Origin of the sequence: Pseudodesulfovibrio nedwellii, from assembly GCF_027923765.1 — a bacterium.
Lineage (GTDB): Bacteria > Desulfobacterota > Desulfovibrionia > Desulfovibrionales > Desulfovibrionaceae > Pseudodesulfovibrio > Pseudodesulfovibrio nedwellii.
Genome location: NZ_AP026709.1, coordinates 2533670 through 2553276 on the forward strand (window position 1 = coordinate 2533670; position 19607 = coordinate 2553276).

General features: G+C 46.5%; 15 protein-coding genes. 3 read left to right on the top strand and 12 right to left on the bottom strand.

Annotation, left to right across the window (positions count from 1 at the left end; all coding sequences use genetic code 11):
- Window positions 1–9: 9 nt before the first annotated feature.
- The 3 genes from gyrB to SYK_RS11925 form a co-directional block, all read right to left on the bottom strand.
- Window positions 10–2406, bottom strand: a complete 2397-nt coding sequence (gene gyrB, locus SYK_RS11915) for a DNA topoisomerase (ATP-hydrolyzing) subunit B (protein WP_281760491.1) — start codon at window positions 2404–2406, stop codon at window positions 10–12.
- Window positions 2407–3576: a DNA polymerase III subunit beta gene (dnaN, locus tag SYK_RS11920; protein ID WP_281760492.1), complete on the bottom strand. Its 1170-nt coding sequence runs from the start codon at window positions 3574–3576 to the stop codon at window positions 2407–2409.
- A gap of 150 nt (window positions 3577–3726) precedes the next feature.
- Window positions 3727–5022: a DnaA ATPase domain-containing protein gene (locus SYK_RS11925; protein WP_281760493.1), complete on the bottom strand. Its 1296-nt coding sequence runs from the start codon at window positions 5020–5022 to the stop codon at window positions 3727–3729.
- 445 nt (window positions 5023–5467) lie between these two features.
- On the opposite strand from SYK_RS11925, the gene SYK_RS11930 reads away from it, so the two are divergent.
- Window positions 5468–6637, top strand: coding sequence for a homocysteine biosynthesis protein (locus SYK_RS11930; RefSeq protein ID WP_281760494.1), 1170 nt, complete (start codon window positions 5468–5470; stop codon window positions 6635–6637).
- A gap of 165 nt (window positions 6638–6802) precedes the next feature.
- Here the strand turns inward: SYK_RS11930 and SYK_RS11935 are convergent, their stop codons facing one another.
- The 7 genes from SYK_RS11935 to SYK_RS11965 all read right to left on the bottom strand — a co-directional run bounded on the left by SYK_RS11935 (window position 6803) and on the right by SYK_RS11965 (window position 12917).
- Window positions 6803–7678, bottom strand: coding sequence for a cell division protein FtsX (locus SYK_RS11935; RefSeq protein WP_281760495.1), 876 nt, complete (start codon window positions 7676–7678; stop codon window positions 6803–6805).
- Complete coding sequence (gene ftsE / locus SYK_RS11940; RefSeq protein WP_281763272.1) at window positions 7675–8385, bottom strand: cell division ATP-binding protein FtsE; 711 nt, start codon at window positions 8383–8385, stop codon at window positions 7675–7677. The genes SYK_RS11935 and ftsE overlap by 4 nt, the downstream gene beginning before the upstream one ends.
- A gap of 68 nt (window positions 8386–8453) precedes the next feature.
- On the bottom strand, window positions 8454–9221 hold the full coding sequence (locus SYK_RS11945) for an aminotransferase class IV (protein ID WP_281760496.1): 768 nt from the start codon (window positions 9219–9221) through the stop codon (window positions 8454–8456).
- On the bottom strand, window positions 9218–10402 hold the full coding sequence (locus SYK_RS11950) for an anthranilate synthase component I family protein (protein WP_281760497.1): 1185 nt from the start codon (window positions 10400–10402) through the stop codon (window positions 9218–9220). The genes SYK_RS11945 and SYK_RS11950 overlap by 4 nt, the downstream gene beginning before the upstream one ends.
- A gap of 55 nt (window positions 10403–10457) precedes the next feature.
- Window positions 10458–10997 carry an aminodeoxychorismate/anthranilate synthase component II gene (locus tag SYK_RS11955; protein WP_281760498.1) on the bottom strand — a complete coding sequence of 180 codons (540 nt, stop codon included), beginning with the start codon at window positions 10995–10997 and terminating at the stop codon, window positions 10458–10460.
- 62 nt (window positions 10998–11059) lie between these two features.
- On the bottom strand, window positions 11060–12016 hold the full coding sequence (locus SYK_RS11960) for a MerR family transcriptional regulator (protein WP_281760499.1): 957 nt from the start codon (window positions 12014–12016) through the stop codon (window positions 11060–11062).
- Window positions 12017–12374: 358 nt separating this feature from the next.
- Complete coding sequence (locus SYK_RS11965) at window positions 12375–12917, bottom strand: lipoprotein (protein WP_281760500.1); 543 nt, start codon at window positions 12915–12917, stop codon at window positions 12375–12377.
- A 183-nt stretch (window positions 12918–13100) separates the two neighbouring features.
- On the opposite strand from SYK_RS11965, the gene SYK_RS11970 reads away from it, so the two are divergent.
- On the top strand, window positions 13101–13847 hold the full coding sequence (locus SYK_RS11970) for a glycosyltransferase (protein ID WP_281760501.1): 747 nt from the start codon (window positions 13101–13103) through the stop codon (window positions 13845–13847).
- A gap of 27 nt (window positions 13848–13874) precedes the next feature.
- Here the strand turns inward: SYK_RS11970 and SYK_RS11975 are convergent, their stop codons facing one another.
- Both SYK_RS11975 and SYK_RS11980 read right to left on the bottom strand, forming a co-directional pair.
- Window positions 13875–15857, bottom strand: a complete 1983-nt coding sequence (locus tag SYK_RS11975; protein WP_281760502.1) for a methyl-accepting chemotaxis protein — start codon at window positions 15855–15857, stop codon at window positions 13875–13877.
- A 115-nt stretch (window positions 15858–15972) separates the two neighbouring features.
- Window positions 15973–17484, bottom strand: a complete 1512-nt coding sequence (locus SYK_RS11980) for a GNAT family N-acetyltransferase (RefSeq protein ID WP_281760503.1) — start codon at window positions 17482–17484, stop codon at window positions 15973–15975.
- Between the two features lie 388 nt (window positions 17485–17872).
- Here SYK_RS11980 and SYK_RS11985 point away from each other — a divergent pair, with 388 nt between their 5' ends.
- A complete protein-coding gene (locus SYK_RS11985) occupies window positions 17873–19474 on the top strand; it encodes a methyl-accepting chemotaxis protein (RefSeq protein WP_281760504.1) in 1602 nt (533 codons plus the stop codon).
- Window positions 19475–19607 lie beyond the last annotated feature (133 nt).

The window sequence follows — 19607 nt, forward strand, 5'->3', positions numbered from 1 at the left end:
GCCTCAAAATTAGATATCCAGTTCTTGCACAGCCAGTGCATTCTTTTCGATGAACTCTCTACGGGGTTCCACATTGTCGCCCATGAGGTCCGTAAAGATGTCATTGGCCGCGGCCGCATCTTCGATATGTACCTGAAGCATGGTCCGCTTCTCGGGGTGCATGGTGGTTTCCCAGAGCTGATCCGGGTTCATTTCACCCAAACCTTTGTAGCGCTGGATGGACCAACCGCGATGAGCCTCTTCGATGACAGCGTCATATAGCCCGAAAATGCCCGAGATTTCCCTCTCGCTCTCTTTCAGTCTCAGAGTGAACTCGAACCCGCCACAGGTTTCCCGAAGCTCTCCATACGTATTGAAGCCTTGTTTGTAGAGCTTGGAATAAAAGAACTCCATAGCCAGTCGCGTACGGTGTCCGTTTTCATTTTCAAAGCTGATATACGTACGGTCTTTTTCCAGTTCCAAATCTCGTTCAGTCTCAATAAAGACCTTGAATCCATTGGTTTCAAAATCCTTTTTGAACTCTTCAGGACTATTGTCCTCAAAGTAAGTGTAAGAAATCCGATCAGGAAAATTGAGCAATTTGTGGTACAGAGCCGGTTCAATACCCACTGTTTCAGCCTCACCAAACTTGGCGCGCAGAAAACGGGATTTTTCCATCAACTCCATAAGCTCACTGCCAACAAAGGTCTTTTTCTGTGCTTCAATAGCCAAATCAGCACCGACTTTTTCCAACAGGAAATTATCCAGCTCAAGATCGTCCTTAATGAACTTTTCAAACTTGCCCTTGTGGGCACGGTACAATGGAGGTTGTGCTATATACAAATGCCCTCGGTTGATCAGCTCTTCGTACTGTCTGAAAAAGAATGTCAGCAACAAAGTACGAATGTGAGAGCCGTCAACATCAGCATCAGTCATGATAACGACTTTGTGATAGCGCAGCCTGTTGTAATCTTTTTCTTCTTCTTCACTGCCAATGCCGATACCAAGGGCCGTGATCATGGCACGAATTTCCTTGTTGCCGAGCATTCTGTGCATGCGAGTTTTTTCGACATTAAGAATTTTACCACGCAGCGGGAGAATAGCCTGACATTTAGGATCTCGGCCCTGTTTGGCCGAACCACCTGCAGAATCACCCTCAACAATAAAGATTTCTGATTCCTCAGGCTTCTTGGACTGGCAGTCAGCCAACTTGCCCGGGAGCGAGTTATCGGAAAGGGCACCTTTACGTCGAACCAGATCGCGAGCTTTGCGAGCTGCTTCACGAGCACGGGATGCATCAACGACTTTCTCGATGATGAAACGCGCTTCCTTGGGATTTTCTTCAAAGAAGGTATTCAGCTTCTCGTAAATCACACCGGCAACCAGACCGGATGCTTCGGAGTTACCGAGCTTGGTCTTGGTCTGTCCTTCGAACTGCGGGTCAGGCAGCTTAACGGAAATGACGGAGGTCAAACCTTCACGAACATCATCACCAGTCAGGCGCTTCACCAATTTCTTGGGTAAATCACCATTCTGGATATAATTGTTGATGGCGCGGGTCAGTGCCGTTTTGTAACCGGCCAAGTGTGTGCCACCTTCAATAGTGCGAATGTTGTTCGCAAATGTGTAGGTGTTTTCCTTGTATGCCGAGGTGTACTGCAATGCGAACTCGACAACCATGTTTTCAGATTCGCCTTCGCCGTACACTATTTCGCCAATAGTACTCAAACTCGAGTTGAGATCCTTGACGTATCTGACGATACCACCATCGAATTTAAATTTTTCGCTTTCGGCTTCTGGATTGCGCTCATCTTTGAACTCGATTTCAAGACCGGAATTCAAATAAGCCAATTCCTTGAAACGTTTTTTGAGAATATCATAGTCAAACTGATTGACCTCGAAAATCTCTTCATCAGGACGAAAACGCTGGGTAGTTCCTTGAGAATCAGCTGAACCTACTTCTTCAAGTTCGTGGGCGACTGCACCACGTTCAAATTTTATGCGATAAGTAGTGCCATTACGTTTGATCGTTGTTTCCATAAATTCAGACAAGGCGTTGACGCACGAAACACCAACACCATGCAGACCACCGGAAACTTTGTATGAATCATTATCGAACTTACCACCGGCATGCAGGGTGGTCATAGCCACTTGGACCGCAGGAACGCCTTCTTTCGGATGCATTTCCACGGGAATACCACGGCCATTGTCAGTAACCGTGCAAGAGTTGTCCATATGCAGAGTGACTTTGATCTTATCGCAGTACCCGGCCATGGCTTCATCGATGGAGTTGTCGATGACTTCATAGACCAGGTGGTGCAGGCCACGGATATCGGTTGAACCGATATACATGGCTGGCCGTTTTCGAACAGCCTCAAGCCCCTCAAGGACGGTAATTGATTCGGCGTTGTAGTTTTGTTCGCTCATTTATGCGTTTTCCTCTGTGTAGTAAGTCTCTTCCTGGATCATCATGGGCATGACAATCACCTGATAGTCCTTGTCGTCCACACCGGTCAGACCACAAGGGGCTTCAGTACCAGTCAATGTGAACTTCACGGTATCGGAATTGAAATGGTTCAGGATCTCAATGAGATTCCTGGTTGGAAAGGCGATACGCTGCATGTCGCCGTTAAATGTGGCATTAATAGATTCCCGAGCGGTCCCTGTTTCCTGTCCTTGAGCAGAGATAGTCACTTCGGACCCATCAAAAGAGAAGTAGGCGCACCGGTTGGAATCGGTGTTGAACAGGGCTACGCGAGACAAGGCATCCACCAGATCCAGTCTGTTTACTTCCAGAGTCGATACGGAATCATCACCCAACTTCGCCAGGAAGTTGTTGTAATTCGGGTACTGGTAATAAGACAACGGCAACGTAAAAGTTTCCCGTTTGTCGCCCGTACGGAAGAACAGACGCTTGTCAGAAATGGCCAACTCGATTTCATCAGCGGTCAGCCACTTTTTCAACTCAGTAAGGTATTTCTTCTGGATGAGGATACCGTCTTCGGGAAGCATGGCGTAAATATCATCGTTTACAAAGTTGAGCATGGAAAATTGATGGCCGTTCAGACCACAGACTTCAACTTTCTTCTCACCCATGACTTCGCGCGGTGCCATATAAATACAAGCAATAGCTTCCATGGAATCTTCATCAGAAATACAGAAGGAGATCTTGTCGATGATCTCATGTAGGAAATCACCGGACCAGAAGACCGTTCCATTTTCAGGAAAACTGGAGAACTTCTGAAACCATTCTGGATCATTCACTGGGAATTTGTATTTTCTTGCTTTCTGTTCCACCAGGACATTCTGATTTTCTTCGTCCGTATGGATAGTCAGTTCTCCCTGACCGCTTTTGAGTTGCTTGACCAGATCATAGAATGCACGGCCTTGAACACCGGCAAGACCTTCACCCTCCAAGGTGGCCGGATAGGAACCCATGAACTCAAGATTGGAGTCCGTGCTCATGATATTCAAATTTCCATCTTCGCATTGTAACCAGATAGTGCGAAGGAATGCGGCGCCTGTTTTGGCCGGAATAATGTTGGCCGACTTCTGGAGTCCTTCAATGATTTCATCTCTGTTCACTTTCAGAAACATAAATAATATCTCCTTTATTGTGATTTATTAGGTCGGTTCCTTTGTTCCTAAGTAGTCTAACATGCGTAAATATTATGTTTTTTTACGCACACTCACTGTGTCTAATTTGGAACCTTTTTTTCGTAAAATGCTCTCAATTCACGTTTGTCACTACATGCGACATTTATTCTTCAACGTTTTCAACAGTTGTTTCAATTCAAAGTCATCTTCCTGTAATTGTTCGATTTTTTTTACCGAATAAAGGACTGTCGAGTGATCTTTTCCTCCAAACGTCCTTCCTAAAGCCGGATAGGATATACTGAGCATCTGACGGCAAAGATACATGGCAACCTGACGGGCTTGAGCAATATGCTGGTGCCGTTTGGTGCCGATAAGGTCTTTGACGTGGATGTTGAAATGTTCGGAAACCACGCTGAGAATTTTTTTTGGTGTAAGATCGTCCGTGGTTTTTTCCTCGGTGTTTGCGAGGATATGTTCAAAGTCTTTTTGTGTGAGATTCTGTTTAACCAATTCCTTGAAGGCGAACAGCTTGAGCAGAATACCCTGCAAGTAGCGAAAATCAGTGAATCGCTGCGCCAAGGTCAGAATTTGATCCTTGGTAAGGGTCAAACGTTTTGCACGCGCCTGACGCTGAATATAGCCCACTCTGATTTCAAGATCAGGTTCTTTCAGAGTGACGATAAGTCCCCATCCAAGCCTGGATTGCAGGCTGTCATCAAGAAAGTCGTAACTGGTTACCTTTTCACGGCAAGCTAATACCATTTGCTTTTTATTGTCGTAAAAGTGGTTGAAAATATTAACGAGTTCCTGTTGGAAATGAGGATGTTCCTTAATTTTCTGAAAGTCATCAATGAACAGGAAATCATATTCGAATAGATAATTTCTGGCTTTGAACGGGTCACCTTTGAATCGTATCGAGTACAGTGAATTTAGTTCATCCATGGATCCCATGAAGACTGTGGAATAATCAGTTTTTTTACTGATTTCATTTCCTACGGATTTGAGCAGGTGTGTTTTACCCGAACCACCTGGACCGCAGATAATGAACGGATTGAACAATGATCCGGTCTGCTTGGAAACTTCTTTGGCCGAAGCGATGGGAAAGTAGTTTTTCTTGTTGATCAGAAAGGTGTCAAAGGTAAATTCCTGACCAAACGGGAAGTCGATGCGTTTAACGACATCGGCAACCTGTACACCTTTAGGCTTGTCGGATGACTCACTGTCCCTGTAACTGACGAGATAGCCGTTTCCAAAGAACAGGTTGAGCTGGGCTTCAAACTTGTCTTGAATGTCAGTTTCGAACCATTTTGCAAAAAAAGTATGAGGAAATCCCACAGTCAGTCTTTTGTTTTCCTCTGAATACTCAAATTCAAGAGGATCAAACCAACGCTTGAGATCATCATCCGAGCATGTTTGAAGGAGATGTTGACGAAGTGGCTCTTTCACTGTGTGGTCTTTTTGTTAAGTGTCTATTTTTATACGTTGAAATTATTATTCGATGGAATTTTAAATGAGAGTCTAAAAAAAACCTCGAAATTTCTTAGGATCTATACATTATAATATAGCTAAAGCCAAGCTTTTCAGCCCGTATTAAGGGGAAAAACAGGCTGTTTTCCCCCACTTTTCCGTCCAATGTGTCTTACTTGTTGAAAACATGGTTTTCCCATGGTGTATCCTGTTTTATTTCCCACCAAAAAGAGTAATTTTTTATGTTGTGAAAAATACAGATCAACAACGGTGTTTTCCTTCGGGCAAAATTCGATTACAAGTGGTGAACCAATAACCATGATTCTCCCTGCGACAAATGTCGTCGAGATATAAAGTTCAGGAGGGGGGGCAGGGGTGTAATTCCAATCCACAGTGGTTCCCTGGCCACCGGAGGCAATGACATATGGCACAGTTTGAAGTGAATAAAACGGTCAAAGAGATTAACGAACGAATTCGTAAAGGCAAGGCCGTGGTGGTCAATGCCGAAGAAATGATTGCGATCGTGAAGAAGGAAGGCAAGGTCAAGGCAGCCCAGGAAGTGGATATTGTCACGACTGGAACCTTTTCTCCGATGTGTTCGTCAGGCTTGCTTTTTAATATAGGTCAGCAACCGCCGGTAATGAGAGTTTCCAAGCTTTGGCTGAATAACGTTCTTTGCTACTCAGGCATTGCCGCTGTAGACGCGTATTTAGGGGCCACAGAGGCTTCTGAAGACGATCCCCTTAACAAGGTTCATCCTGGCCGCTTTTCGTACGGTGGAGCGCATGTCATGGAAGATTTGCTCCGTGGCAAGGCTGTGCATCTCCGAGCCGAGTCTTATGGTACCGACTGTTATCCGCGTCGTGAACTGGACAAGGATGTGACTTTGGCTGATCTGCCGAATGCGGTCATGCTCAATCCGCGTAACTGCTATCAAAATTATAATGCGGCCGTGAACCTGACCAGCCGTACAATTTATACATACATGGGGCCGCTCAAGTCGAATTGTTCCAATGTCAATTTTGCCACGGCCGGCCATTTGTCGCCATTGTTCAATGATCCGTATTACCGGACTATTGGAATGGGAACGCGTATCTTCCTTGGTGGTGGTATCGGATATGTTATCGGAGAAGGCACCCAGCATGTGCAAAAGCCGAAACGGAATGAGCGAGGTCTGCCTGAAAATCCGTCTGGTACGCTTATGCTCAAGGGTGATTTCAAACAGATGGACGCCCGATATGTGCGTGCTCAGTCACTCATTGGCTACGGCGTGTCACTGGCAGTAGGCGTGGGTATACCCATTCCGATTCTCAACGAAGAGATGGCTTGGTTTACCGGTGTGTCTGATGCGGACATCACCATGCCGGTCAAGGATTATGGCTATGACTATCCCAACGGCATCCCCCGTGAATTGGCACGTGTCACCTTCGAGGAGCTGCGTAGTGGAGAAATAGAGGTCAATGGCAAGGCCACCTCGACTGTTCCTATTACAAGTTACACAATGTCTTTGGAAGTAGCTGACAAACTCAAGGATTGGATCGAAAAGGGTGAGTTCTTGCTTTCCGAAAAAGTAGACGACATCCCCAGCTTCTAATTAACCAGATATACAATAATAAAAGGCCTGCCGAGAAAACTCGGCAGGCCTTTTGTCTGCTCTCAATGAAATCTTTGTGTGACTCTAAAAAATGATATTATAAATGGAATTTTTCGAAGCACAAAAAAGTTTAGGAAAAGGAAAGGATGGGGTCTGGCTACATTCCTATCTCACTGCGACCCAACTTGAACAGATGGACACAAGCGTAACGGCTCCGGCCAATATCATGATTTGATCTGCGGGCAAAAATTGAATTTCGAACAGAAATGGTGGAAAATTGAAAATCTCTGCAATAAACGAATGAACCATAGCAAGCAGACCTATACCTGCCCCAGATCCAATGACCCCTTGAATAAATCCTCCAGTCAGTAATGGCCAGCGGATATACGCGGGTTTTGCACCAACCAATGATAGAATTTCGATTTCATCCATGCGGGTAAGCAGTGAAAGTTTGATGGTGTTGTGCACAACGAGCGAGACGATTAATCCAAGAAATCCAAGCACTGGCCAGATGATGGCATGCGACATGGTCCGCCAACTCTGGGCGAGATCCGCTTGAAATGGCGTATAATTGACTTTTGCCACAGCGGGTAAGGAATTGAGTTGTGTGAGCAATTTTTCAGCCCACCCGTTGTTCTGTGCATCTGGTGGGACGGCATACGAAGCCAGGCCGGAATAAGGAAGAGGATTGTTTTCTGCCAGCCAAGAGAAATCACCGGTTTCGCCAAGAGTTGTGGCCAGCTCGGTCAAAGCGCTTTGTGGTGTGAAAGTTTTGAACAACATCAGATGTTCCATGGACTTGATGACTTTCCAGTCTTCGAGCACGGCTTCGACTTTGGCGTCTGTTTTCCAGTAGATTTGAAATTCTACCTGGCCTCGAGATTTTAGGAGTTCGAGATTGATGTTGTGCAACCCTATGAGAATAAGGCCGGTGAGCAGTGTGACCATAGCCACGGCCACCAGAGTGAGCAACTGGGCAAAAGGATGGAGTCGAAGATCAGCAACGCCTCGTCCGGTGAGTCGGAGAAATTGGGCGATCATAAATTTACCTCGCCAAAAACACTTTCTTTCTCTTCTTCAGGAGCAGTACCGTTGACCTTTGTGATGCGTCCGTCCTCAAGGTGAAGGATCTTTGCATTGGGTACACATTTCAGAACTTCACGACTGTGCGTAGCCATGATGATCGATGTTCCATAGGTATGGAACTGTTTAAAAATTTCCATTAGATGCATGGTAAGATCGACATCAAGATTGCCGGTTGGTTCGTCAGCCAGAATGAGTTCCGGGTTAGCGACCATGGATCGTGCAATGGCAACACGTTGTTGTTCACCACCAGACAGTCGTTCACAGATGGAATAGCTTTTGGTTTCTAATCCCATAGCCCGTATAATAGCGCGAACTCGTCGTTCCAGATGTGTGCGTGGCATACCTCGAATTTCTAACGCCATAGCGACGTTGTCGAAGACTGTGCGGGTGGGTAAAATTTTGAAATCCTGAAAGACCACACCGACCTTGCGGCGCAGTTGCGGGATGTGTCGTTTTTTCAGATTATTCAGCTGGAATCCTGCGACGGATGCCCGGCCTCTGCACATTGGAAGAGCGCCGTACAGCAATCGTAACAAAGTGGTCTTGCCTGCCCCGGAATGGCCGGTCAGGAAAAGGAATTCACCTTTGCCCAGCGAGAACGAGATATCCTTGAGCGCCCAGTAGGCCCCGAAGTTGTATGAGAGATGTTCGACATTGACCATCATGCAGCTCTATGTACCCGTCCCTACAGTTTTTGTACAGCCTGTGCAGATCATGGCGTGTTACTTAATCATGATGTCTCAAGGACAGCATGCATTACATCCTGACATGTGTCTTCGTCAGGGACAAATGCGGTTTCACCGATAGCGACCACGGGACGCATGCCAACAATGGAGTTGAGAATATATGCATGTCGGAATGAATGCAGTTCGTCCAAAGGCAAACGGACAGGAATAATATCGAGAGTTTGCGAAGCTATGGCGAGGGCGGTTGAAGGAAGTCTGTAGGGAGAGTCTACGGTAACGAATGAACCTTCCTTTTTGAGGACAAGCGCACCAGTGGTGGCTTCAAGAAGATTGTCGTCCAGATCGAACAGAGCGGCATCATCAAACCCACGCGCCTTGGCCTGTTGCATGGCCAGATGAAAAAACATGTAGCTGGTCGTTTTGTGCGCATTGAGCGTGGAGACGTGGTGATCTTTGCAGACACAGAGTCGATACGCCTTGTAAGGTTTAGGGTCATGGGCAATAGCGGTGATAACAGGCGATGCGCCGTAGGTTTCCATGGGATAGAATATGTTGACCCGTGCAGTCTGGCCGGTCAATCCGTTACGGTTGAGAACTTGCTCGATGACTTCTTCGAAATTCGTAGTTTCATATTCTACGCCAAAGGATCGGAGTGAATAGAGAATACGGTCGAGATGCTGGTCAAGATGACAAATATTGTGTCCATTGTAGTAAATGGTTTCAAAAAAGCCTGCGCCATACCGGAAGGCCGGAGCACTTGGGTCGAGACTGACGGTTCCGAGCGTGTAGGTGTTGTTATAATAGTGGATCATGATTCTCCCAGCGCAAGAAATTTTTCTGCTTTGGCCATTGTCTCCTGATACTCTCTCACGGGATCTGAGTCCACAACGATACCGCTTCCGGCATATGAGTCGAGGACGTGTGTTTTCATGTCGAATGTCGCGGTACGAATGGCAATGGACGAATCCATGTTTCGTTCGTCTTCAATTATCACGATTGATCCGCAGTATATCCCCCGGCTGTGCGGCTCCAGTCGCTCTATGATCTCCATGGAACTCTTTTTTGGGCATCCGGTAATGGAGCCACCCGGAAAGGCGTCAAGAAAGAGATCCAGACAATCCTTGTCGGTTCGGAGGGTGCCATGAACGTCGGCATACATTTGGAGCAGATTATCTACGGCAAACACTGATTTATGGTTTTTTACATGTACGGAGCCATAGTCGCAATTGGCTGAAATATCGTTGCGCACAAGATCCACGATCATGGACAGTTCCGCTGATTCCTTGGGAGAATCCGTCAATTGCCGATGTGCATCAGGCGTCAGAACATCGAAACGAAGTGTACCTTTGATGGGTTGGGATAAGACATGCCCATCCCGTACAGCCAGAAATCGTTCAGGTGAAGTTGATAATATTCGCTTCTGCCCGCTGATGAGCCATGCGTAAAACGGGGCCGGATGCTCACGGCACAGGGTCGTGAAAAGAGCGAGCGGATTGAGTTCGGGACAATGCCATGAAAGGCGGGTGGACAGATTTAATTGATAGGTATGCCCGGATCGGATGTACTCCAAGGTTCGGCGGACACCATCTTCATATCCATTTTTATCGAGAGATTTTTTCATCCTCGAAAGCGTTGGCCCGTAATCAATCTGTGTATCACTGTGTGCGGACATGTTGCCCAGCATTTCCGAAAGCGTGTCAATCAATGTTTGATGGCTGGAGGAAAACGTGAGTTTTTCGTTTTCAAAGGAAACAATAGCTTTGTACTTTTTGAGATGACCGAGCGGAAAATCATATGGCTTGGAAGAAGCGATGCCGCGCAGTTTCATGCCGTAGGTGTAACTTATGAAACCGAGGGTCGGACCAGGTGAATCAAAACAAAATCCCTTGAGCTGTTCTGGTGTGGTGGTTTCCGTGATAATTAACTCAGTGATAGGATATACGCCGACAACAGAGCGAGTCTGTGCGGGATACCCATCGGCCGATAAGATCATTTCAGCGTCAAAGTCGCGGGCCAGTAATCCTGCAAACCTGTCAAATTGTGCCTGATTAATTGAGGCCGAGAAAGTGCAGGGCAAATGCAATGTACCCGCCTCCGTCCGGTGTCATAAATGACTCGGGATGAAATTGATAACCGAGAAGTCGCTTTTCAGCGTTACCAAGACACATGACGACATCGTCCCGGTTCACAGCCAAAATATCTAATTTGCTGCTAACCATTGTCACTTTGAGCGAATGATATCGAGCCACAACACGTTTTGTACCATCAAATTTAATGATATCGGTTTTGCCATGTACACATCCATTCAAGCGTCCAGTGGCCCCACCATGCAATTCATTGATGATCTGCATGCCAAGACAAATTCCCAGCACCGGCTTGTCGGCATTGAATATCCGTTTATATCCAGGATATTCGGCAGGCTCCCCCGGGCCCGGCGAAATAATGATGAGATCATACGCCGAATACTCGAGTGAATCCAACCGTGAATACGGCTTGATATCAACATTACATCCGGCCACCGCAGAAACCAGCAAATGCTCAAGATTCCGCGTAAAGCTATCATTGTTGTCTATTAAAAGGATATTCATACGCACATTGAACCCACACTCGTAAAGTGACCCAAAAGTTAAGGACTGGAGAGGGATGATGGCTAAATTTTATCCTTCACCTGGCGGAAATATTCCTGAAGGAATTGGGCGGAAGCTTCTGCTCCATTCACGTCGAGTCGTTCAAGCAGCACCACCAGATTTCCTCTGGGCGTGGTGGTAGAGGAGAAGTATAGCGCTTGCGATTCACCGTTGGGAGAAGTCAGGACAAATATCCAGATGTCACCGTCACGATGCCAGTAGGTGTTTGAAATGCCGGATTCTTCAGCCTCACGAGCGAGGATTTCCACAAATCCAGATAAGGGGAGTCTTCCGGGCACACCCAGAAACTCATCCTGATCGTTTTTAATGACGATAGGCGTGTTCAGAAAAGCATCGGACGGCCTTTCAAGCTCGGAGGGTTTTTCAAGGGCGTAGGATTTTACCTCACCTTCCGGGCTGCGCACATTGACGATTTTTCGTGCGCGAACTTTTGTTTCAGGTTCGGCTTTGGGTGCAGTCGTTTTTTCGGGTGGAGTTTCCTGCTTATCAAGGAGTTTCCCGAAAGAATCGTTGTTGCGCGATTCAAGTTCGAGGAGTTTTTCCAATGCGGATTCGACTTTGCGCAACCGCTGTTCGGCTTTGGCTTGCGCGGTAGCCAAGCCTGCCATGCCCTGCATCATTTGTCCGGCAGTGGCAAAGAATTTTTCCATGTATTCCTGCGACACTCCGGCAGGTGCGGCAGTCGGTTGGCCTGTCGCCTGAGTGCGACGAGGACGAACCACAGGGGCTTCCTTGAAGTTTTCCTTCAAGACTTTGTGTGTTTCTTCAACAGACATGCCTTGGCCAAAACAATCGCGGATCTTGAGACAGACATCACCAGCTTCGCTTTTGAAACGGATGGGCTTGCCTCGGGTCAATACGGGGATGAACCCTTGGAATTTGCGGCGGTAACTTTTGATGGTGGTCTCTGACACGCCGCAGAGTTTGGCGAGGTCTTTATGTGTATAGGTATCTGCCATGATATTTACTCATTCTGGGTTGTATGGGGACTGTATTTTTGGTGGTCAGACTGAGCCGCCGGGGTCGGGATCTGAGACGTGTATCCCAGATGCAGGAAACTGTGCTTTGTCTGCCCTTCAATGCGTGGGTGAGTGTGTGCGTTTTACCAAGCCTGACAATGACCTTTTGGGGTATTAAACCAAATGAAAGCCGGATCACCTGTCCTCCTTATGTCAAATCGTCACCAATCGTCACCCTTGAAAAACAAGAAAAAATGAACAACGAAACTTACCGATCTTTTATCTAGAATTTATCTAGACGTCAAGAGTCGGATCCGTGTTTCCCTTGGTGAAAGGAGTCGAAAAATTGTGAGATCGACTAATGGAGTTTGATGGTTGCCACGTTGCTTTTTTTCACGGTGACAAGTTGTCTGTCGAGGTTGTCGTCCACGGTATAAAATGAATACGTGTCCGCGCTGTCACTTCCCAAGTAAATACGGGCATCCATGAAGATCAATTCCTTGCCCTTTTTGGTTGTGACAATGAAATTATGCTGATCCTTGAAAATGAAGGCTTCGAATTTCATGAAGTCTGTGAATCTGGTGAAGCTAACCACAGTGGATGAACGGCCGTTGAGTTTGCCGGACATATACAAATAGTATTTGTCGAGCTTGATCAATTCGCTAATCACGATAGTGGAACCGTCCGCGAGTTGCAGGGTACCGACCGGACCATCTGGGATTTCATCCTTGAGGGTGTTGGTGGATTTTAGATTTTGATCGTTCGAGGATGGCACAGGGGCCGGGGTTGCGGTTTGTTCTGCAGCTTCGGCATCCGGCATGGGCGATTCGACGGAATCATCTTTGGTTCCACAGGCAGCAAGAGTTAACACGAGCATCAAGGCTATAATAATGGTCCGCATGGGTCCTCCATGGAGTTGTCATTGGAAAGGTGGTTTTAGCAGGTAACTGTAGGAGAATCCAGAGCCGGGTTGCGTGTCCATAATTTTCATTCTCTAAGTATGAACAGGCGTGTTGATTGTTTGAATCTTCAGCTGATGGTACATAGGTCCTATCTCAGTATCCATTGTACGCCGAGGAGGAATGTGAATTATCATCATTTTATCATCACCCGTTTCAATGTGAACATCTATGCTATTGATTTTCCGAAAAGACTTGAAGATATTTGGCTTTCGCTACGGTTCGAGTTGTTTCAAAAATACTGTTTCCCTACCGTTCAAGCTCAGGGCAATCAAAATTTTACATGGTTGGTTCTTTTTGATGAGCAGACTCCAGATCGGTATAAAATTTTTACCAATATTTATGCCAAATACAGGAATTTCATACCGGTCTATTGCGGGGCATTCAATTCGATTATGTCGCAAACGATTCGTACCATGCAGAAAATTGCACCTGACGCCGAATGGTTTTTGACGACGCGGTTGGACAACGATGATGCTTTGTCTACAGGATTTGTTCAATGCCTGCACGGCGTGGTTGACTCCCTGAATGAAGACGATCTCAAACCATCAGACACATTGTATATAAATTTCCCCAACGGGTTACAGTTCTGTGATGGGGAATTTTATGATTTCAAGGATGCGACCAACGCTTTTGTTAGCCTGCTTGAGCGTCGGGATAATCCTCATACTGTTTTTTGGGTGGATCATCCGTCGATTTATGACATGGCACCGGTTATTCAGGCTGAAACCGGACCTTTGTGGCTTCAAGTTGTGCATGATCTGAACGTGTATAATTACGTCCGCGGTAAAAAGGTCGAGATGGCAGGGGTAGAAAGTCGTTTTCCGTGTGACTTCGAGAATGATGAGTCTACAAAGGAGAACGGCCCCTGATTATGAATTAGATCAGGGGCCATTTTTTTAGAATTTATGGAATTCGTCTTCGGGTAAAGCTTTGTGCTCAGACACTGCATTTGCCACCTGATATTGAGGTGTAGAGTCGCATATAGAATCACTGAGTTTAAAGAAACTGATGGAGGTATCGAGTTGCAGAACCTTGTCAGACAGACTTGATGCCGCTTCGGCAACTTGTGAAGCTGCGGCAGCGTTTTGTTGGACGACACGGTCGGATTCCTGCAATGCGCCGGTAATCTGCGTCACGCCGGAATTCTGTTCGGCGGTGGCAGCGGATATTTCCTGAATGAGTTCTGCTGTGGATTGGATATCAGGGACAATCTGTTCCAGGAGTTTTCCGGCTTCTTCGGCCACGGCTACACTGCTCGATGAAAGTTCACTGATGCCGGCTGCGGCGTTACCGCTGCGTTCAGCCAGTTTGCGAACTTCGGCAGCAACCACGGCAAATCCCTTTCCGGCTTCGCCAGCCCGTGCTGCTTCAATCGCTGCGTTCAAGGCCAGCAGATTGGTTTGTCTGGCTATATCTTCGATTATGCTGATTTCTTCGGCAATTTTCTTCATGGCTTTCACGGTTCTGTTCACTGCCTGTCCGCCAATTTCAGCGTTCTTGGCTGCTTTAGCCGCCACAGTTTCTGTCTTGTGTGCAGTTTCAGATGCCTGCCGGATACTACCGGACATTTCTTCCATGCTGGCGGAGACTTGTTCAAGTCCGGCTGCCTGTTCTGTTGCTCCCTGAGATAGACCATCGCTCGCACTGGCAAGGCCGTGGCATTCAGCAGAAACATCCTCTGATACCTGTTGTACGTCTTTAAGCGTGTCGTTGAGTTTTGAACTCATCGTGCCCATGGCGCCAAGGATCGTCCCCATTTCATCATTGCGTTTTTTGCAGGTTACATGGCTGAGGTCTCCTTCGGAAATGCGGGATACGATGTTTGTGCAATCGCATATGGGATTCATGATGGATTTTTGGAGTACCCAGAGAATGATGAGAACTGGCGCTATGACCATGGCGAGCATAATACCCATGATAATCCACATGACCGTGGAAATCATGGCTCCCTGTGTGGCGATGTCCATGGACAGGACGATGACACCGATGACTTTACCCCGATAGTCCTTGACCGGGAATGCTCCCAGAGCGTTGTTTTCGATCAGGGATATGGTGGTGTTCTTCATACCGTTTTGCAGAATGGTATCTGTTGCAATACCTTGAGTATCACCATTTTTTTGTCCGTACACAAGAACGTATTTGCCATTTCTGATGGGATTTTTGGCCGGATCTTGTAATTTGGTGGTGATCGGCAGTAATTTGGAATCCATGTACAGAAGCGTCTTGATGTCGCCTGATGATTCCATTGTTTTAAGGATTCCTGAAAAACCTATGAGCACTTCCACGGAGCCAAGATGTTGTCCATCGGTTCCGGTGACAGGGGCCAGACCTCGAATGGTGAATCCGCCGCGTCCCGGTTCGATGCCCTGAACTGCCTTGTGATCCCTGTTTACATCAATAACCGTGTTGCGAAAGCTGGAAAGGTCATCTGAAATGTCGACCCATTTCCCATTCTTTTTTGCCTGCTTTTCGCGCCAGACACGGACAAGGCTTCGTGCGGTGGGCAGGTGAAAATGTGCTCTGAAGCTGGTGCCGACCGTGTCCTTATATCCTTTGAGAACCGGAGCGAGTGCCGTACGCAATTGTTCTCTGGCTTCCTGTGCCTTGGGGTCCATCGGGTCTTTCATATTACCCATATTGGCTACGGAGAACGCGTCGACAACGGCGGGCATCCTGCTGAAAAGGGCTGCCTGCTCCAGGGCGTTGCCAGACATTTTGACAATGGATTGCTGCATGTCCTCCACTTTTCCCTTGATGATGAGGGAAACAAAGGACTCTTTGAGGGTGTTGAATTGAGAATTGAGGCTAAAAAAACCACCTGCAATCATAACCAACGTGACTATCAGCAAAGGGGCGAATATTTTTGTCCTTATGCCCATGAGAATCTCCTGTCGGATTTTTGTGAATTAGCCGAGAATATAGATGAGTTGAATAATATCCACTATTATAATGTGCCTGAGTCTGTCGGGGGGCACTGATGAAGGGGAAAAGATATTACAGTAAGTTTTTAATTCGTTGCTGCTCTTTTGTAATGTAAGAGAACAATTTTCTGGACATGTCGCCATAGACTCTGATTGCTTCCATATCCAGCGGAACATCGATGTACTGCATAATGATTCGGTCGTCTCCGTCGTGAATGTGGGGCATGATTCCGGCAAATGAAAACCCCATTTGTTCGCATTCTTCGACCAGCCGCGGCGAAGCGGGAACTCCTAGAGGGAGGAACGCATAAAGGGCATCCCGACGGTCCATTTTACATTGATGCAAGCCTTCCGCAATATCCTGTTTCGTGGATTCTCCGATGGTATGAACAATAACAAAAGCCACGTTGAGTTCATCGGGTAAGGGAAAGACGCTGATTGATGATGCACCTGAAGACGGTTGAGTCTCGCCGTGTTCAATTTCTCGTGGTATTTCGAGCCATGAGTATATTTCGGCTACCATATCTGTATGTCGTGGCGATACGTATATGGTCTTTGGGGAGCGATCGAAAGCGAAGTAGTGGTTTATGACCGAGCCTTTTTTTTGCGTTGACGTAGCCAACTCCTTGGCCTGCATGCCGGAAGCGGCGATGCCCAGAAATAGACTGCACGGTCTTGAGCCCATTTCATGCATACCTTTTTGGGAAAATGTGTGCGTGGTCACCGAGCAATCGAATACGCCTCGATCTTCTTCCGCTTCGGCAATATCGAAGAGCAGTCGGGCCATTTTTTTGGGTAGACCGGGAGACCGGTATGAAGGGTCTACAAATGCCAAGCCAAGCTCGGGAACTTTGGATGCGGGGTCATGATATTTGAATCCGGCGTGACCGATCATGGTTCCGTCTTCAGGGTCAAAGGCCGTTACGGATCGGAATTCGTTGAGGGCAACCTTTTGTTTCAGGGATTCAAGATCGTAAAGAAATTCTTCTTGAGTGAAACCGTAGCAGCGCCATGCAAGCCTGCATACTTCTGGTAGTTCTTCGGTTTTGGTTAAGCGGACTTCCGGTTCTTTGACTGTGGTTCTTTTTTCCCCACTTTTGACAGCTTTTGTGTCGAGTAATTCCGGTGGTAACGCGCCATAGGCCAACCGTTTTTTTAGCCGTGCTTCCTTTCCTTCCCGCCCATGAATAAATAATTCTACAGAATCCATGGATTGGTGCATCAGAAGAGTACCCAGCCCGGGTTTGTTCATGTTTTCAAGGCAATCGGGCGTGTAGCGTTCGGCTTGACCCAGATTGAATGGGATACCTTTTTCTCTGATGGAAATAATCAGGAACTCTTCTTCGACGGAAAACTCTATATGAATACGTTCGGTTTCTTTTACAGGACCGGAGAAGTGGTCAACAGCATTACAAAAAGCTTCATCAACAGCCAACTTGATACCAAAGGTATCTTTCTCATTGAAAGACAAAACCTTTGCCACCTGCGCTGCACAATCAACAGCGGATTGAGCCATTATTTTGCGAACAGGGAGCGTCAGTTGGGCCAGAAAAAAAGTGACTGTGTGTTTCGTTGAAGAACTCAATTATGTCTCCGGTACTATTCGTCAGAAGTTTATTGATAAATTTTGTTGAGTTAATAGCGGATGGCGAAGGTGTTCGCAACGAACTCGGTATAATGTGGTTTTTTGTACTTTCAGCGGGGATTTTAGTTGTATGAAATGTGATTTTTATCAATTTTTTGTGAAAAAAAAGGGCAAGCTGCGTGCGATTGGTAATTTAAGGTCCGGTTTTGATGGTTTTGAAGGAGGAATATCGTCAGTTTGGAAATATGTCGGATGATGGTGCTCTTATGAGGGGAAAAAATTAAATTTAATCATTATATTCATATATTATAATAGCCCCTCCCCAGTCAGAAGCATATTTTTCGACTGAAAAAAGATAATAATTTTAATAAGCAGAAAGGGGATTATGATGAAATGGTATCAGTCGATTCGGTTCAAAATAATTGGGATGCTTATGTTGGTAACGCTCTTGTCGGCAAGTTTGACCGGGGCGATTCTGTTTAGCCAATATTACAGTAGTGAGGTGACCAATTTGGAGGTTGCGCTGAAGAGAAGTGCCGAGACAACTCTGAACAAAATAGGCCTCGACGACGTGAAACCGTATATTAAGGGCGGTTCTGAAAAAAACGAATTTTTCATGAATAAATTGCATGAACTTGCTGCAATAGTGGACATTTTTGATCTTGCTTATCTCTATGTCGTCGAACGCACTTCCAATGGCCAGTATAGATTTCTCATGGATGCAGCGATGCTGACAGGCGATCCGAAACCTCTGCAAATTTATGAAGGCGCACCTCCTGAGTTAGATAAGGTCTATACTTCCCGGAAAATGATTTATCCTGAAATTTATACTGATGAATATGGAACTTTTAAATCCATTTTGAGCCCGATCGTTGTTAACGGGGAAACCATTGCTGTCATTGGTGCTGATTTTGATGCTTCCTCATTGCAACAGATTCGATCCAAGGTTTTGTTAACATTACTTATCGCCATTATTATTTCTGGTATTATTGCGGTCTTTATATCTTTCTATTTTAGCCGAAAGATCAACACGGCGATTACTGCGGGAGTAACTATTGCCGAATCCATTGCAGAAGGGAATCTTGCTGTTGACGCGAATTATTCCGGCAAGGATGAAATAGGTCTCATGATTTTCACTCTTGTGAAAATGGTCAAGAAGTTGAGGCAGGTTGTCGGCGAAGTTCATTCCGTAACCGGCAATGTAACATCAGGCTCGGAAGAGTTGTCTTCAACTTCCATCATTCTTTCACAGGGAGCCACAGAACAGGCCGCTTCCATTGAGGAAGTTTCGGCGAGCATGGAAGAGATGACTGCCAACATCCAGCAGAATGCGGGCAGTGCTACTGAGACACAAATTCTTGCTAACGGTGCAGCAAAACAAGCAGCGGAAAGCGGGACGGCTGTATCGAAATCAGTCACAGCCATGCGTGAAATAGCGGATAGAATAAGTATCATTGAGGAGATCGCTAGACAGACGAATCTTCTTGCACTCAATGCTGCCATTGAGGCCGCCCGAGCCGGAGAACATGGGAAGGGTTTTGCCGTGGTCGCCGCTGAGGTTCGCAAGCTGGCAGAACGTTCTGGAGTTGCTGCTGGCGAAATCAGTCAGTTGGCTGTGAGCAGTGTCGATGTAGCGGACCGTGCCGGCGAATTGTTGGGCAAGTTGGTTCCAGATATTCAGCGTACGGCTCAATTGGTGGAAGAGATTACAGCAGCCAGTAATGAGCAGAGCTCGGGGGCTTCGCAGATAAATAATGCCATCCGGCAACTCGATGAAGTCGTGCAGCAGAATGCCGCAGCTTCAGAGGAAATGTCATCCACATCCGAGCAGTTGTCAGCGCAGGCTGTTCAGCTTCAACAGACAGTTTCTTTCTTTGACCTTGGAGAAGTCAATCATTCCAATCAGGGAATGGTGAGCAGGTCCCCTAGGGAATATAATAAGAGAGTGTCCGTGGACATGGAGACGGATGGTGGGTTTAAACGTTTCTAACAGCGCAAACAAAAAGGCCGAACTGATGTTCGGCCTTTTCTTATTGAGATTTCATCAATATAAAATACAGTATAAATAGGTCAGAAAACATATCGGTGAGTTCTGTATATTTTGCCTCCATCTATTCGTTAAT